The sequence below is a fragment of the Erwinia sp. Leaf53 genome (assembly GCF_001422605.1).
Taxonomy (GTDB): Bacteria; Pseudomonadota; Gammaproteobacteria; order Enterobacterales; family Enterobacteriaceae; genus Erwinia.
The window spans coordinates 78,928-94,294 of sequence record NZ_LMLK01000022.1 but is presented as its reverse complement, the minus strand read 5'-3'; the positions used below and the strand labels follow the sequence as shown (position 1 = coordinate 94,294).

Annotated in this window: 12 protein-coding genes; 9 read left to right on the top strand and 3 right to left on the bottom strand. The window is 57.2% G+C overall.

The window, feature by feature from the left end:
* Nucleotides 1-342: 342 nt before the first annotated feature.
* Nucleotides 343-1,170 carry a sugar phosphate isomerase/epimerase gene (locus ASF13_RS14250; protein ID WP_056237386.1) on the top strand — a complete coding sequence of 276 codons (828 nt, stop codon included), beginning with the start codon at nt 343-345 and terminating at the stop codon, nt 1,168-1,170.
* Nucleotides 1,171-2,252: 1,082 nt separating this feature from the next.
* Here ASF13_RS14250 and ASF13_RS14245 read toward each other — a convergent pair.
* A complete protein-coding gene (locus tag ASF13_RS14245) occupies nt 2,253-3,683 on the bottom strand; it encodes a glycoside hydrolase family 1 protein (protein WP_056237382.1) in 1,431 nt (476 codons plus the stop codon).
* A gap of 529 nt (nt 3,684-4,212) precedes the next feature.
* On the opposite strand from ASF13_RS14245, the gene ASF13_RS14240 reads away from it, so the two are divergent.
* Nucleotides 4,213-4,986, top strand: coding sequence for a MurR/RpiR family transcriptional regulator (locus tag ASF13_RS14240; protein ID WP_056237379.1), 774 nt, complete (start codon nt 4,213-4,215; stop codon nt 4,984-4,986).
* A 145-nt stretch (nt 4,987-5,131) separates the two neighbouring features.
* On the opposite strand, the gene ASF13_RS14235 is transcribed toward ASF13_RS14240, so the two are convergent.
* A complete protein-coding gene (locus ASF13_RS14235) occupies nt 5,132-5,986 on the bottom strand; it encodes an SDR family oxidoreductase (protein ID WP_056237376.1) in 855 nt (284 codons plus the stop codon).
* A gap of 101 nt (nt 5,987-6,087) precedes the next feature.
* Between ASF13_RS14235 and ASF13_RS14230 the strand changes: the two genes are divergently transcribed.
* On the top strand, nt 6,088-6,447 hold the full coding sequence (locus ASF13_RS14230) for a helix-turn-helix domain-containing protein (protein ID WP_056237372.1): 360 nt from the start codon (nt 6,088-6,090) through the stop codon (nt 6,445-6,447).
* A 219-nt stretch (nt 6,448-6,666) separates the two neighbouring features.
* Here the strand turns inward: ASF13_RS14230 and ASF13_RS14225 are convergent, their stop codons facing one another.
* Nucleotides 6,667-7,560 (bottom strand): LysR family transcriptional regulator, encoded by an 894-nt coding sequence (locus ASF13_RS14225; protein ID WP_056237370.1) that lies wholly within the window; start codon nt 7,558-7,560, stop codon nt 6,667-6,669.
* 284 nt (nt 7,561-7,844) lie between these two features.
* On the opposite strand from ASF13_RS14225, the gene ASF13_RS14220 reads away from it, so the two are divergent.
* From ASF13_RS14220 to ASF13_RS14195, 6 genes are all read left to right on the top strand, one after another.
* Nucleotides 7,845-8,099 carry a YdgH/BhsA/McbA-like domain containing protein gene (locus ASF13_RS14220; protein WP_056237366.1) on the top strand — a complete coding sequence of 85 codons (255 nt, stop codon included), beginning with the start codon at nt 7,845-7,847 and terminating at the stop codon, nt 8,097-8,099.
* A gap of 148 nt (nt 8,100-8,247) precedes the next feature.
* Nucleotides 8,248-8,598, top strand: a complete 351-nt coding sequence (locus ASF13_RS14215; RefSeq protein ID WP_056237364.1) for a helix-turn-helix domain-containing protein — start codon at nt 8,248-8,250, stop codon at nt 8,596-8,598.
* 115 nt (nt 8,599-8,713) lie between these two features.
* A complete protein-coding gene (locus ASF13_RS14210) occupies nt 8,714-11,857 on the top strand; it encodes an efflux RND transporter permease subunit (RefSeq protein ID WP_056237361.1) in 3,144 nt (1,047 codons plus the stop codon).
* Nucleotides 11,858-12,258: 401 nt separating this feature from the next.
* On the top strand, nt 12,259-13,695 hold the full coding sequence (locus ASF13_RS14205) for a sugar porter family MFS transporter (protein ID WP_056237359.1): 1,437 nt from the start codon (nt 12,259-12,261) through the stop codon (nt 13,693-13,695).
* A complete protein-coding gene (locus ASF13_RS14200; protein WP_056237358.1) occupies nt 13,692-14,123 on the top strand; it encodes a PTS sugar transporter subunit IIA in 432 nt (143 codons plus the stop codon). The genes ASF13_RS14205 and ASF13_RS14200 overlap by 4 nt, the downstream gene beginning before the upstream one ends.
* Before the next feature lie 613 nt (nt 14,124-14,736).
* A complete protein-coding gene (locus tag ASF13_RS14195; RefSeq protein ID WP_056237352.1) occupies nt 14,737-15,294 on the top strand; it encodes a C40 family peptidase in 558 nt (185 codons plus the stop codon).
* Nucleotides 15,295-15,367 lie beyond the last annotated feature (73 nt).

The window sequence follows — 15,367 nt, the reverse complement described above, 5'->3', positions numbered from 1 at the left end:
TGTCAGGTCAGTTGGTTTTGTTTTTATGCACCCGGGTGCAAGAAAGAATGAGAGCAGCCCGGATAATTAACATTACGTCGCATATGGCAACATGCTGTTAACCTGAATCTCTGCCATGATGGAAAATTAGTCAATTGGCCTCATTTCAGAAATAAAATCATGCTCACAGAATTGATTTAAATCGCACCCGGTTGCAAAATGCAGTTTGCACCCGGGTGCATCTGATCACATAATCGCCGCGCAGGTGCGTAATACGTGCCGGCACAGGCTTACTCAACCGCGGCCAGCCGCCGGGGCGCGTCGTGGATGCGCTCAGCGGCTGGCCGGCATCAAGGAGCGAACATGAAGTTGTCTCTGCACGGCGTCTCTGTCTGGTACAGCAACGCCGTTACCCAGCTGCGGCTGGCGCGTGAAGCCGGATTTGACGGGCTGGAACTGCTGCCCGAACACCTGTACCGCTATCTGGAGAACGGCGGCAGCTATGCCCGCTTCCGCGAGCTGATGGCGGAAAATCAGGTTGAGATCACCTGCATCAACGCGCTGAAACGCATTGGCCGCCACCGGCCGGAGGAGCGTGAGGCGCTGCTGCGTGAAGCCGCGCGCATCTGCGAAGCTGCGGTAGAGCTGCGCTGCCCGGTGGTGCAGATCATGGCGCTGACCGAGCTGGACCACCTGCCGGAAGCAGAACGCAACGCCATCCTGCGTGAAAATATCTGCGCGATCGCCGATATCGGTAAACCCTTAGGGCTGAAGTTCCAGATCGAAGTGGTGGCGTTTACCGCCTTCAACTCGCTGCAGCAGGGGCTGGATATGATCGCCGCCTGCGGCCGCGACAACGTCGGCCTGGTGGTTGACTTCTGGCACCTGCACGCGGGCGGTAACACCCGGCCGGAAGAGGTGGCGGCGATGGATGTTAATCTGATCTACGGCGTGCACTTTTGCGATGGCCGCGCGGCGCGTCCGGGCGAAGCCTGGGATGAGTGGGTGCAGCGCGACTACGCGCCGGGGCAGGGCGATGTGGATATTCCGGCCTGGCTGGCGGCGGTGCGGGAAACCGGCTATCGGGGCGGCTGGTGCCCGGAGCTGCTCAGCCCGCAGCACTGGGAGTGGGACCTCGCCGATATCGCGAAATCGTGCCGCGACAGCCTGCGGGAGTACGGGGTGCAGTAACCCCCGCGTCAGATGCCAGCTGCTACCCGCCAGCTGCCCGCAAACGGCTTCACTCTCTGGCATTTGCGTTGCTGCTTTAAGGGCATAGCTTCATGAATTGGTGCCGGGTTCGGCCGCTGGCGACAGAACGCCGGGACGCCGTTAATTTTTTAAAGCCCAAAAGTACGGGCTTTAAAAAACAATCCTTCCCTGGAGGCTCGGATGCCGCATCCGTGCGGCATACGCCCGGCTAACCTGCTCGCCAACGGCCTCCCTTGTAAGCTACTGTTTTGCTGTCTTAAAGGCATCGCTTCATATACTGGTTCCGGGTTCGGCCGCTGGCGACAGAACGCCGGGACGCCGTTAATTTTTTAAAGCCCAAAAGTCCGGGCTTTAAAAAATAATCCATCCCTGGAGGCTCGGATGCCGCGTCCTGCGGCATACGCCCGGCTAACCTGCTCGCCAGCGGCCTCCCTTGTAAGCTACTGTTTTGCTGTCTTAAAGGCATCGCTTCATATACTGGTTTCGGGTTCGGCCGCTGGCGACAGAACGCCGGGGCGCCGTTAATTTTTTAAAGCCCAAAAGTACGGGCTTTAAAAAATAATCCATCCCTGGAGGCTCGGATGCCGCATCCGTGCGGCATACGCCCGGCTAACCTGCTCGCCAACGGCCTCCCTTGCTGGCACTTACGTTGCGGTTACAGGCAGGGCTTTAGGCTCAGATTAATCGTTAGAGGAAAGTGTTGCGGCTAAGGATGGATTTTATATGCTTAGTGCTTAGTGCTTAGTGCTTAGTGCTTAGTGCTTAGTGCTTAGTGCTGAGTCCAGTACAAAGGTTTTAGAGCAGCGACACAACAGATGAAAGGCAATCGGGGGGGATATCCGGATAAGCGGACCGTCGGCGCGCAGGGATGCGCGACGCCGAGCGTGCAGGGACGCATTCACAGCGTGTCCGCGTTCCGGATATCCCCCCCGATAAGCCCGTCACCGTTTTTAAAGCGACCCGGCCTGGAAGCTACCCCCCGCCAGGCCAGACACCTGAACCGAAAGCGTCCCGGCCCTGAAGCCAATCCCCAGTAAGCCGGGTGCCAACCCCACAGCGACTTACGCCAGATCGGCCCCGTTAGACGCAATCACTCCGCGATACCAGTACCACGAATCCTTCAGACTGCGCGCAAAGTCACCGGTGCCGTCATCGTGGCGGTTAACATAGATAAAACCGTAGCGCTTGCGGTACTCGCCGGTGCCGGCGCTGACGATATCAACCGCCGACCACGGCGTGTAGCCAATCACGTTTACGCCGTCGGCCACCGCTTCGCCCAGCTGAGCAATATGATCGCGCAGGTAGCTGATGCGGTAATCGTCGTGGATCGCACCGTCTGCCGCCACCTCGTCCAGCGCGCCGAGGCCGTTTTCCACCACCATCAGCGGCGTGTTCGGGTAACGCTGTGACAGGCCGTTCAGCACCCAGCGCAGCGCGCGCGGGTCGATCTGCCAGCCCCAGTCGCTGGCCTTAAGGTACGGGTTATCCAGCGCGTCAATATGGCCGTTGCCGCTGATCTGGTCGTTCTCGCCTCTCTCGCCGACGCACACCGAGTTGTAGTAGCTGAAGCTGTAGAAATCCACCACGCCGTCGCGCAGGATCTCCGCATCCTCAGGCCGCTGCTGCAGGGTAACGTTGTTTTCACGGAAATAGCGCTGTGCCCATGCCGGATAGTGACCGCGCACGTGAACGTCACCCGCCAGTGCATTGTGTTCTTCGTTCCACTGCTGCTGTAACAGCATGTCCTGCGGTGAACAGGTGCGCGGGTAGGCGGTCAGGTAAGCAATCATGCAGCCCAGCTGGTTGTTGGGGTCGATCTCATGGCCTTTTTTCACCGTCAGCGCGCTGGCGACCAGCTGGTGGTGCATCGCCTGGTAACGGCGCTGCGGCGAGTCCTCACCCTGAGGGAAGATCATACCGCCGCCGAGGAACGCGCCGAACGGCAGGGTAAGTATGTTGATCTCGTTAAAGGTCAGCCAGCGGGTCACCCGGCCGCGGAAGTGGCTCATCACCGCTTCGGCGTAGCGGGTAAAATGGCCGATCAGTTCGCGGTTGTCCCAGCCGCCAAAGGCTTTGGTTAGCCCGTAGGGCATCTCGTAATGTGACAGCGTCACCAGTGGCTCAATGCCGTATTTTTCCAGTTCGGTCAGCACCCGGTCATAGAACGCCACCCCCTCGGCATTCGGCTGTTGTTCGGTTCCCTCGGGGAAAATACGTGACCAGGCGATGGAGAAGCGGAAGCACTTCAGCCCCATCTCGCCCAGCAGGCGGATATCTTCTTCGTAGCGATGGTAAAAGTCGGTGCCGTGGTGGTTCGGGTAGAAGACGTCCGGCTGGATTTCCGGCGTTACTACCCGGGCGGTGTGCAGATCGCCGCCGCGGTAGATATCGCAGATGCTGACCCCTTTACCGCCCTCCTGCCAGCCGCCTTCGTGCTGGTTGGCGGCGGTGGCGGCTCCCCATAAAAAGTTTTCCGGAAATTGATAAGTCATCACGCTGTCTCCTGAAGGATGAACGGGTTAAACCGACGTTGTGCGAATATAAGCGGCGTGTATCAGACCGATGGTGAAATAGCAATGAACACACGTTGTTAGTGATATTCCATTCGCCACGATCGCCGGTTAAAGAATTTAATCGTTGCTGATAAATACATTCTGCTATGCGGTCGATAGTGATACGGTGGCATGACCAGGTTTTTACATCAAGTAAAAACAGCTGGTTAGCGACCCTTGTGTGATTGTTGTCACAGATAAAAAACGTCACAGATCGTAATAAAAACACCCTGTTTTTTATGGTGAAAAATAGCGCTTTCAAAAAAACATTTTGTTTGTGTTGCTGAGGGTTTTATTTAGATCGCTTTTTTTTGAATGTAAAAAATTTATTTTCATTTGGAAAAATTAAATACGTTTGTCACAAAAACAAGCGCGACTTATGATAAGCGCTCACTTCAGCGGGTGTTGACCACCTCCCCGTCCTGAAGAATGGGTTTTACGGCGCAGCTGATAAGCACCAGGGAGCAGCATGATCGATCTGCAGCGGGTCAGGGAGTTCAACAACACCGACCTCAAAGTCTATGACTATCTGATTAAAAATTACGCCACGCTCGGCTATATGACCATCCGCGAGTTCGCCGCCGCCTGCGACGTCTCCACCACCACCATCCTGCGTTTCTGCCACAAGGTGGGCTACAAAAACTACAGTGATTTTAAGCGGGGGTTAAAGGCTTATCTGGACACGCATCCGCAGGGCAGCGCGGTGGACCTGGCGCAAGAAGCGCGGGGCTTTTTCACCCTGATCAACAACGACGAGATGGATCGCGCCATCGCCAGCTGCGCGGAGAAAATCAAAAGCAAAAAGAACATCGTCTTCGTCGGCACCGGTATCTCCGGAATTATGGCCAAGTACGGCGCGCGCTATCTCTCCAGCACCGGAAAAATGTGTTTTTACATCGACGATGCCACCTTTCCGGTGTCGGCCTCGGCGTGGCAGGGGGATATTGCGCTGGTGCTGTCGGTCTCCGGAGAGTCACCGCCGACGCTGGAGATCGCCGCTAAGCTGAAAAGCTCCGGCTGTGAAGTGATCGCCATCACCAGCGATATCCGCTCGCCGCTGGCGCAGATGGCCGACTCGCAGCTCTGTTACTTTATGAAGCAGACGCGCATTGAAGAGGTGATCAACATCACCAGCCAGATGCCGGTGATCTATATTATTGAATCGCTGAGTAAGGCGGTGATGAGCCAGCCGGTGACAGCCCACCCTGAACCGCACAGCCAGAAAGCCCGGCGTAACCCGTGATAGCCACGGCCCCGCGCCGCCGGTCAGACCAGCGCAGTAAAAACCAGCGAGTGGCTGATGACTTGCTTAGTCAACCCGCTGGCTGGTGCAGAAACTGCGCACTGGCCGGGCGGCGTTTCCTGTACTGACCGGCCAGCGAAAAACATCAGCCTTTCAGCGCGGCCTTAATCACCTCAGCATACGGCGTGGTTGGCCGGCCGATCAGCCCGCTTAACGTGCGGCTGTCGTCAAACAGCCCGCCCTGTGCTGCGCCGGCGTCAGAGTCGGCCAGCATCTCCGCCAGGCCATCCGGCAGCCCGGCACCTTTCAACGCGGCGGCAAACTCGGCCTGCGGCAGATTGACATAGTCGACCTGCTCGCCGGACTGGCGGGCGATCTCCGCGCTAAAATCGGCCAGCTGGTAGCTGTCGTCACCGGCCAGCTCGTACACCTTACCGCCCTGGCCGTCGCGCACCAGCACTTCCGCCGCCGCCTCGGCGTAATCCACGCGTGCCGCAGAAGCAATGCGTCCTTCACCGACCGCGCCGATAAAGGCGTGATGCGCCAGCGCCGGCGCAATGCTGGCGGCGTAGTTTTCCGTGTACCAGCCGTTGCGCAGCAGCGCAAACGGGATGCCCGACGCCTTAAGCTGCGCCTCGGTGGCGCGGTGCTCTACGCCCAGGCCCAACGGGGTGGTGTCTGCCCGCAGCAGGCTGGTGTAGGCGATAAAGTCGACGCCCGCCGCTTTGGCCGCGTCGATCACCGCCTGGTGCTGCGCGACGCGCTGGCCGACTTCGCTGGAGGAGATCAGCAGCAGCTTGCTGACGCCGGTCAGGGCGCCGGCCAGCGTTTCAGGCTGGTTATAGTCGGCCACGCGCAGCGTCACGCCCTGTGCCTGCAGGTCAGCGGCTTTTTCCGGCGAGCGGACTAAGGCAATGATTTCAGCGGCAGGGATTTTTTTCAGTAAGGCATCAATCACCAAACGGCCCAGCTGGCCGGTGGCACCGGTAATCGCAATCATCGTTAACTCCTTCAGTTTTATCTGGTGTGGAAAGAGTGTGGACGATAAACTAACTTTTAGTAAGTACTTACAGAAATGTTAGTTTGCAGAGAACAGGATAAATGTCTGAAAACCTCAGTGAAAAATTTCAACGCGGCGAGTTGCTGAACGTCAACTGCCCGTCCCGCGACGTGCTCAAACGCATTACCAGCCGCTGGAGCGTGCTGGTTCTGCTGGCGCTGCGCGACGACACGCTGCGCTTTAGCGAACTGCGCCGCAAAATTGGCGGCGTCAGCGAACGGATGCTGGCGCAGACCCTGCGCTATATGGAAGAGGACGGTTTTGTTGAGCGTATTGCCTGGGAGGTGGTGCCGCCGCACGTCGAGTACCGGCTGACGCCGCTTGGCCACGAGGTGGAAGGCCAGGTCACCGGGCTGGCCGACTGGCTGGAGAGCAACGTGCACCGGATTGTTGGCCGGTGACCCCTCAGCGGTCGGCTGCCCTTGCAACCCTCAGGCGCTCTTCTTCAGCCCTGTCGATCACGTCCCGCTGGCGCTGCGCGGGGTGACATTTACCCGTTGGATCCCGAGCCATGCAGACCTGCTGCCTGCTCACTTCTGCAGCCCGGCCACCGGCCAGCATGCAGCAAAACCGCGCAGTATCGGCTGAGTGTTTGCGGTCATGGCGCGGCGGGGTGGTCCTCAACCGCGATATCTCACCGCCTCAATCAGTTTTGCAAAGGCCGGAGTATGCTGCCGGCGGCTGGGATAATAGAGGTAATAGCCGCTGAACGGTCGGCACCAGTCGCCGAGCATGGACACCAGCCGGCCGGTAGCCACGTGTTCAGCCACGCAGTCTTCCGGCACGCAGGCGATGCCGATGCCGGACAGCGCCGCATCGACCCGCGACGCAAGGTTATTAAACACCAGCTGGCCTTCAACCTTAACGTTGATCTCTTTGCCGTCCTTGCTGAATTCCCAGCTGTACAAGCCGCCCATCGTCGGCAGCCGCATATTGATACAGTTATGCTGCTGCAGCTCATACGGCGTGGCGGGCGTGCCGTGCTGCCGCAGATAGTCGGGGGAGGCGACCACCGCCATTTTCCAGTCCGGGCCAATCCGCACCGCCACCATATCCTTTTCGACCTGCTCACCGAGCCTGACGCCGGCGTCGAAGCGGCCGTTAACAATATCGGTTAGCGAGTTATCCGCCGACAGTTCCACCTTCACCTGCGGATAGTGCTGCAGGAAGGGTTTCAGCAGCGGCCACAGCGTGGAAGAGAGCGCATGTTCGCCGGCGGTAATACGGATAGTGCCGGCGGTAATGCCCTGGCTGTCGGTCAGCTGCAGCAGCGTTTTCTCGATATCCAGCAGCATCGGCCCGACGCTCTGGATCAGGTTTTCCCCGGCCTCGGTCGGGGCCACGCTGCGGGTGGTACGGGTTAACAGACGGGTGTTTAAACGCTCTTCGAGGCCGCGGATCGCGTGGCTTAAGGCCGACTGAGAAACGCCTAACTTCGCCGCAGCCCGGGTAAAGCTGCGCTCCTGGGCGACCATCACCAGATAGATCAGGTCGTTAAAATTTTCTCTGAGCATGTGTACGCCTTTGTCAATGAGAGCCAGACTTCAACCTGACCGATATACATAAACTGAAATATATGTGAAATTTTCACGAATCCTGCAACGGCAGCCTGTTTTGTGTGATGCGCATCAGCTCCTGAACCTCACCCCGGCTACCTTAGCGTGTTTTTTGAGGTTATTAATGATTATTAATCATAAAGCCTATCAGCTTTCCCCCGCTAATAAAGTGCAACTCGCAATGATACTCTTTGCCCGGCTGTCAGACGCCTCTGACGGTACGACTTATCTGAGAGGTTGTTATGAAAAAATACTCCGTTGCCATTATGGCGCTGACCGCGCTGTTTAGCCTTAACACGGCGTTTGCCGTCGAACTGGTGAATGACGCCGCCGGTAAAACCAAAATCGGCGTGGTCTCCGCCAGCGGTGCATACTCGCTGGACAACCTGACCCGCAAGCTGGCTGTTAAAGCAGAGCGGGAAGGGGCCGGTTCGATGAAAATTATCGCCGCCGGTGGCGAAAATAAAATGCAGGGTGTGGCTGAAATCTACAAATAGGCCGGGACAAAGACGAAATATTCCTGCGGGTATAACACTGTCCGTTCAATAACCTTCGGACGTCTGATTTTTCTGCGCATAATCAAAGATTCTGCGCATGTGTATCATCTTTATTTATCTGCAGCATCTGTAATCAGGCGGGGTGAGAATGGACAGACAAACAACGATTATCTGTGAACTGCTGCAATGGATAGACAACAATATCCGCAGCCCGATGAAAATCGATGATGTCGCACTGCGTTCTGGTTACTCGAAGTGGCACCTGCAGCGGATGTTCTATCGCATCACCCACGTCAGTCTGGGAAATTATATCCGCGACCGTAAGCTGACGCTGGCGGCGGATGACCTGATAAGCAGTAATGAGAAGGTCATAACCATATCCGTTAAATATGGCTACGACTCCCAGCAGTCATTTACCCGCTCGTTCGCAAAAAAATATCAGGTTCCACCCGCCACTTATCGGCGGTTGAATACTCCCTGCATCACCCTTCTACTTTAAATATATCTGTTACCGGTCTCCGGGAGAAAATAATAATGCTCTATCATGCGGCACTGATGCCTGCGGATTTATTCTGTGCGCTGGCTATTTTAGCGCTCACAGGAACCAACAACTGATGTCCAGATTCTTTATCGATCGGCCGGTATTTGCCTGGGTACTGGCGATAATCGTGATGCTGGCCGGGGCGATTTCGATTACGAAACTGCCGGTAGAACAGTACCCTGACGTCGCCCCGACGGCGGTGCAGGTACGTGCGACCTATCCGGGTGCCGATGCGGCCACGCTGCAGAACAGCGTCACCCAGGTGATTGAGCAAAACATGAGCGGGCTGGACGGGCTGATGTACATGTCTTCCACCAGTGACGCCTCCGGCACGCTGCAACTGACGCTGTCATTTGCAAACGGCACCGACGCGGATATTGCCCAGGTCCAGGTGCAGAATAAGCTGCAGCTGGCCACGCCGCTGCTGCCACAGGAAGTGCAGCAGCAGGGCATTACCGTGCGTAAATCCTCCAGCGTGTTCTTCCTGGTGCCCGGTTTCTATGATGAAACCGGCCGCATGAGCATGGAAGATATTGCTGACTATGTGGCGACCAACCTGAAGGATCCGCTCAGCCGCATCAGCGGCGTAGGGGATACCACCCTGTTTGGTTCGCAGTATGCGATGCGTATCTGGCTGGATCCCGGCAAACTCAACACCTATCAGCTGACGCCGGTTGACGTGATCGCACGGATTGAAACGCAGAATGCGCAGGTGGCGGCCGGCCAGCTGGGCGGTGCGCCGCCGGTAAAAGGGCAGCAGCTTAACGCCTCGATTATCGCCCAGACGCGGCTGACCTCGCCGGAGACGTTTGGCAATATTCTGCTGAAGGTCAACGCGGACGGTTCGCAGGTGCGGCTGCATGACGTGGCGCGCGTTGAACGTGGCGGTGAAAACTACAACTTCGTGGTGAAAATTAACGGTAAACCGGCCTCGGCGCTGGGTATTCAGCTGGCCAGCGGGGCTAACGCCCTCGACACCGCTAACGCCATCCGTGCCAAAATTGAACAGCTTAAACCTTACTTCCCGCAGGGGTTGAAGGTGGTCTACCCGTATGACACCACGCCGTTTATCACGATCTCTATCCATGAGGTGGTTAAGACGCTGGCAGAGGCGATCGTGCTGGTGTTCCTGGTGATGTATCTGTTCCTGCAGAACCTGCGCGCCACGCTGATCCCAACGATTGCCGTCCCGGTGGTGCTGCTGGGCACCTTTGCGATCCTCGATGCCTTTGGCTACTCAGTCAACACCCTGACGATGTTCGGTATGGTGCTGGCGATAGGTCTGCTGGTGGATGATGCGATCGTGGTGGTGGAAAACGTTGAGCGGGTCATGGCGGAAGAGGGGCTGAAACCGAAGGCCGCGACCCGCAAATCGATGGGACAAATTCAGGGCGCGCTGGTGGGGATTGCGCTGGTGCTGTCGGCTGTATTTGTGCCGATGGCGTTCTTTGGCGGCAGTACCGGCGTTATCTATCGTCAGTTCTCAATTACCATCGTGTCGGCGATGGTGCTGTCGGTGCTGGTCGCGCTGATCCTCACCCCTGCGCTGTGCGTCACCCTGCTCAAGCCGGTTAAGACGGGCGGCCACGGCCAGCATCGTGGCTTTTTTGGCTGGTTTAACCGCCGGTTCGACCAGAGCGCCGACCATTACAGCCATGCCGTCGGGCGGATGCTGCACCGCAGCGGTCGTTTCCTGACGATCTATGGCGTGCTGGCGGTCGGCATGGCGGTGCTGTTTATGCGCCTGCCGACCTCGTTCCTGCCTTCGGAAGACCAGGGGGTACTGGCCACCCAGGCGATCCTGCCTGCCGGTGCCACCCAGGAGCGTACCCAGGCGGTGCTGGATCGGGTCAGTGACTGGTATCTGACGGCGGAAAAAAATAACGTGGAGAACGTGCTGACGGTCAACGGTTTTGGTTTTGCCGGCCGCGGGCAGAACGTCGGGATCGCCTTTGTGGGCTTGAAAGACTGGTCCGCGCGTGCGGGCGATGAGAACAAGGTCGACGGCATCGTCAGCCGCGCAATGAAGGCGTTCAGCGCGATTATTGACGGTAACGTGGTGGCCTTTAACCTGCCGCCGATTATCGCGCTGGGTAACGCCACCGGCTTTGACTTTGAGCTGATCGACCAGGCGGGACTCGGCCATCAGCAGCTGACTGCCGCGCGCAATACCCTGCTGGATCTGGCGCGGCAGCATCCCGAGACGCTGGCCGCGGTACGTCCTAACGGTATGGAAGACAGCCCGCAGTTCAGGCTGAATATTGACGAGGAAAAAGCGCTGGCGCTCGGGGTGGATCTCGCCGATATCAATGCTACGCTGAGCATCGCGTGGGGCGGTAACTACGTCAATGACTTTATCGATGCGGGTCGGGTGAAAAAGGTCTACGTGATGAGTGACGCCCCGTACCGCATGATGCCGCAGGATCTCAACCAGTGGTACGTGCGCGCCAGCAACGACAAGATGGTGCCCTTCGCCAGCTTCTCCACGGCGCAGTGGGTGTTCGGTTCACCGCGTCTTGAGCGCTACAACGGCCTGTCGGCGGTGGAAATTCTCGGGCAACCGGCGGCGGGAAAAAGTTCGGGCGAGGCAATGGCGCTGATGGAACACCTGGCGCAGCAGCTGCCCCCCGGTATCGGCTATGAGTGGACGGGCATGTCCTGGCAGGAGCGGATGTCGGGCCAGCAGGCGCCGGAGCTGTACGCGCTGTCGCTGATCGTGGTGTTCCTGTGTCTGGCCGCGCTGTATGAGAGCTGGTCGATCCCGTTCTCGGTGATGCTGGTGGTGCCGCTCGGGGTGCTGGGCGCACTGGTGGCGACCCTGCTGCGCGGTCTGAATAATGACATCTACTTTGTGGTGGGGCTGCTGACCACCATCGGACTGTCGGCGAAGAACGCCATTCTGATCGTTGAGTTTGCCAAAGATCTGATTGAGAAAGAGGGCAAAGGGGTGGTGGAAGCCACGCTGGAAGCGGCACGCATGCGTCTGCGGCCGATCCTGATGACCTCGCTGGCGTTTATCCTCGGCGTGCTGCCGTTAGCCATCAGCTCCGGGGCCGGCTCCGGCGCGCAGAATGCGGTAGGCACCGGGGTGATCGGCGGCATGGTCGCCGCCACCCTGCTGGCGATCTACTTTGTGCCGCTGTTCGTTGTGGTAGTGCGTAACCGCTTTGGCGGGCGTGTGTGTGATGACGAGGACGACGAGGATGATAAGGCATAGTCGGTTAGCGACACGCTCCTCCCGTTCCTTCAGGTAATGTTCCCTCCGTTACCGGGCAGCCCTTGCCCGGTAACGATATTGCCCGACAGCGGCAAAGCAAGTTTTCCACTACGCGCCACAATATGAAATAAAAGTTTTGTAAAAAAGGCGGGCTCTGAAATCAACTTTTCACTTGTTTCAGAAAGGACACAGTAATACTCAGGTTATTATGGAGTAAAAACCATCATTATCAGCATCTAATGCCTGAGTTGAGTGCGGTGATGTAAGTTTGTAAATGCGCCCAGTTTGAAATCAAATCGCCATTGTGTGACGACAGTAGAATTTTAATTTCAAATTTGCTGATATGTTAGTTACCAGAACGTAAATTTTTTTGACGGATCATTTACACGAAGGGTAAAAACATGTCGTTAGCGATGAGTCTCAATCCGCAGCAAAGAAAGCGATTACATCAGATAACCTTAGTGGCCACCTTCGGTGGTTTACTGTTTGGCTATGATACCGGGGTGATTAACGGGGCGTTCTCTTCCCTGAAAAGCAATATGGCGCTAACGCCGGAAACAGAAGGGCTGGTGATGGGGATCCTGCTGATCGGTGCCGCCATCGGCAGCGTCTGCGGGGGAAAACTGGCGGATTTCTTCGGCCGCCGTACCTACCTGATCTGGCTCTCCGTCATGTTCTTTGGTGGCGCGGTACTTTCAGCCGTTGCACCAAACGTTACCAGCCTGCTGCTGGCGCGCTTCCTGCTCGGTTATGCCGTTGGCGGTGCTTCCGTTACCGCACCTACGTTTATCTCTGAAGTTGCCCCCACCGAGATGCGCGGTCGGCTCACCGGTTTAAACGAAGTGGCTATTGTGGTCGGCCAGCTGGCCGCCTTCGCCATCAACGCAGCTATCGGCTTTGGTTTTGGGCATCTGCCTGATGTCTGGCGCTATATGCTGATTGTGCAGGCTTTGCCGGCTATCTTCCTGCTGATTGGCATGCTGCGCTCTCCGGAAAGTCCGCGCTGGTTAATGAGTAAAGGGCGAAATGAGGAAGCGCTGACGATTCTGAAACAGATCCGCCCTGAACAACGCGCGATTAAAGAGTATGAAGATATTCTGACGCTGATGAAGGCGGAAAAAGAGCAGAAGCTGCACGAGAAAAGCGCCGTATCGATTATTTTGAATACGCCATGGCTGTTTAAACTGATTCTGGTGGGCATGGCCTTTGCGGCCTTACAGCAAACCACCGGCGTGAACGTGATTATGTACTACGGCACCGAAATCCTGAAAAGCGCCGGCTTCTCGGAGAAAATGTCATTGGTTGCTAACGTGCTTAACGGCGTGTTCTCGGTCGGCGGGATGATCTTCGGCGTGCTGTATCTGGTGGACCGTTTCAAACGAAAAACCCTGATTGTTTACGGCTTCGCGCTGATGGCCACCCTGCACCTGATTATTGCCGGCGCGGACTATCTGCTGGTCGGCGATCTGAAGGCAACGGTGATCTGGCTGCTCGGGGCGCTCTTCGTCGGCGTGATGCAGGCGACGCTGGGCTTCCTCACCTGGGTGGTGCTGGCAGAGCTGTTCCCGCTCAAGGTACGTGGCCTGTCGATGGGTATCTCGGTGTTCTTTATGTGGGTGATGAACGCCATCGTCAGCTACCTGTTCCCGCTGCTGCAGGCCAAGCTGGGGCTGGGGCCGGTGTTCCTGATCTTTGCGGTAATTAACTACCTGGCCATCATCTTTGTGGTGAAAGCCCTGCCGGAAACGGCCAATAAGTCACTGGAGCAGCTGGAAGAAGAGCTCTCTTCGGGCAGTGAAACCGCTATCAACACCTCATCAGGCGGAGAAAGAGTATGATCGAGACCATCACCACCGATAACCTGCATCTTGGATGCCAGGCGAAAAACAAGGCCGAAGTCCTCGCCATGGTCGGCCGGGAGTTTAAGGCTAAAGGCTACGTCAGCCAGGAGTGCGTGGCGTTTCTCGACGAGCGGGAACGCCAGGTGTCGACCTTCTTAGGCAACGGCATTACGCTGCCGCACCTGCCGAAATCGCAAACCGGCATTATCCTGAAAACCGGCGTAGAGATTTTCCAGTTCCCCGATGGCGTTATCTGGGACCGCAGCAACGTGATGTTTATTGCGATTGGCGTGGCGGCGAAAGAGAAAGAGCATATCGACGTGCTGAAGGACGTGGCGTCGGTGTTCAGCGATGAGATTATCGCTAACGCGCTGTCGCTGATCTCCGGAAAAGAGGACTTCCTGCGCATTCTTAACCGCAGGTAACCGCAATCCCCCACACTGGCCGTGTGCCTGCGTGGGGGATAATCCCCACAGAACGCACAGAACGCACAGAACCTAAAAAACGCTCAGAACTCACAGCCTCACAACCCTCACAACCCTCACAACCCTCACAACCCTCACAACCCTCACAGCCTCACGGCCTCACGGCCTCACGGCCTGATAGTCTGATACCTGCACTGCCTCCCGATTTGCCAGTCAGCCAGATAATCCGGGTATCCCGGCAATCGCAATCCTCGCAGCACTCTTGACCCGTCACACTATCCCGGATATTTGCACTCTTTCCCGGCGGTTTTTAGTGGACCCTGCTTCACCACGCGGCGATCCTTGACTACGCTTGATGCTGGTATTGCGTAAACCTTTACTCCCATTACCCTTATTGCCGTCACAGTCTCAGATGATTAGCCCGCTTTTCCCTTTTACGTCGGTGGGAGAAGGGAGCGCGCAGAATTTCAGATACTGAATCTGCACCATCCCGGGCTGACGGACCGCCGGTAAGGTAAATATGTGTAAAGGGGCAGGTGCATGATGTTGCCGGGGCGGATTCGGTGTTATAAGTCCACGAAATTAAACCTCTTTCTTACCTGTTGATTTAATTATGAATTTAAGAGCAATCCGATTTTTATTCTGCTGTGGCCTGCTGACGCTGGCCGGTTGTGCACATCATCAACAGGCCGCATCGTCCACACCCGCACCCCAGGCTGAAGATGCTTCCCAGCAGGACCTGATCCCGGTGCTGGCCGCGCTGCACGATCAGATGCACACCTGGCAGGACACCCCCTATCAGTGGGGCGGCACCAACCTTAACGGCGTTGACTGTTCCGGCTTTGTCTGGCGCACGCTGAAGGATCGTTTCAATCTGCCGGTTGAGCGGATGAACACCGGCGATCTGCTGAAGATGGGCCAGCCGGTGAAAGAGAGCCAGCTGCGCACCGGCGATCTGGTGTTCTTCCGCATCGACGGCGGCATGCACGTTGGCTTCTATGATACCTCGCGCAACTTCCTGCACGCGTCGGTCAGTAAAGGGGTAATGCGCTCGTCGCTGGATAACCCTTACTGGCAAAAAGTCTACTATCAGGCGCGACGGCTGCCGAAGGAGATGGGCGGGCAGATCACCCTGAATCGTGAAGGGCAGCATATTGCCAAAAATGGCTGAATGAGTGCAAAAGCCAGCCGCAGCAGTCCGCAGCGACACAAACCTGTGACCCTGTCACTGAAGGCGGCTTGAC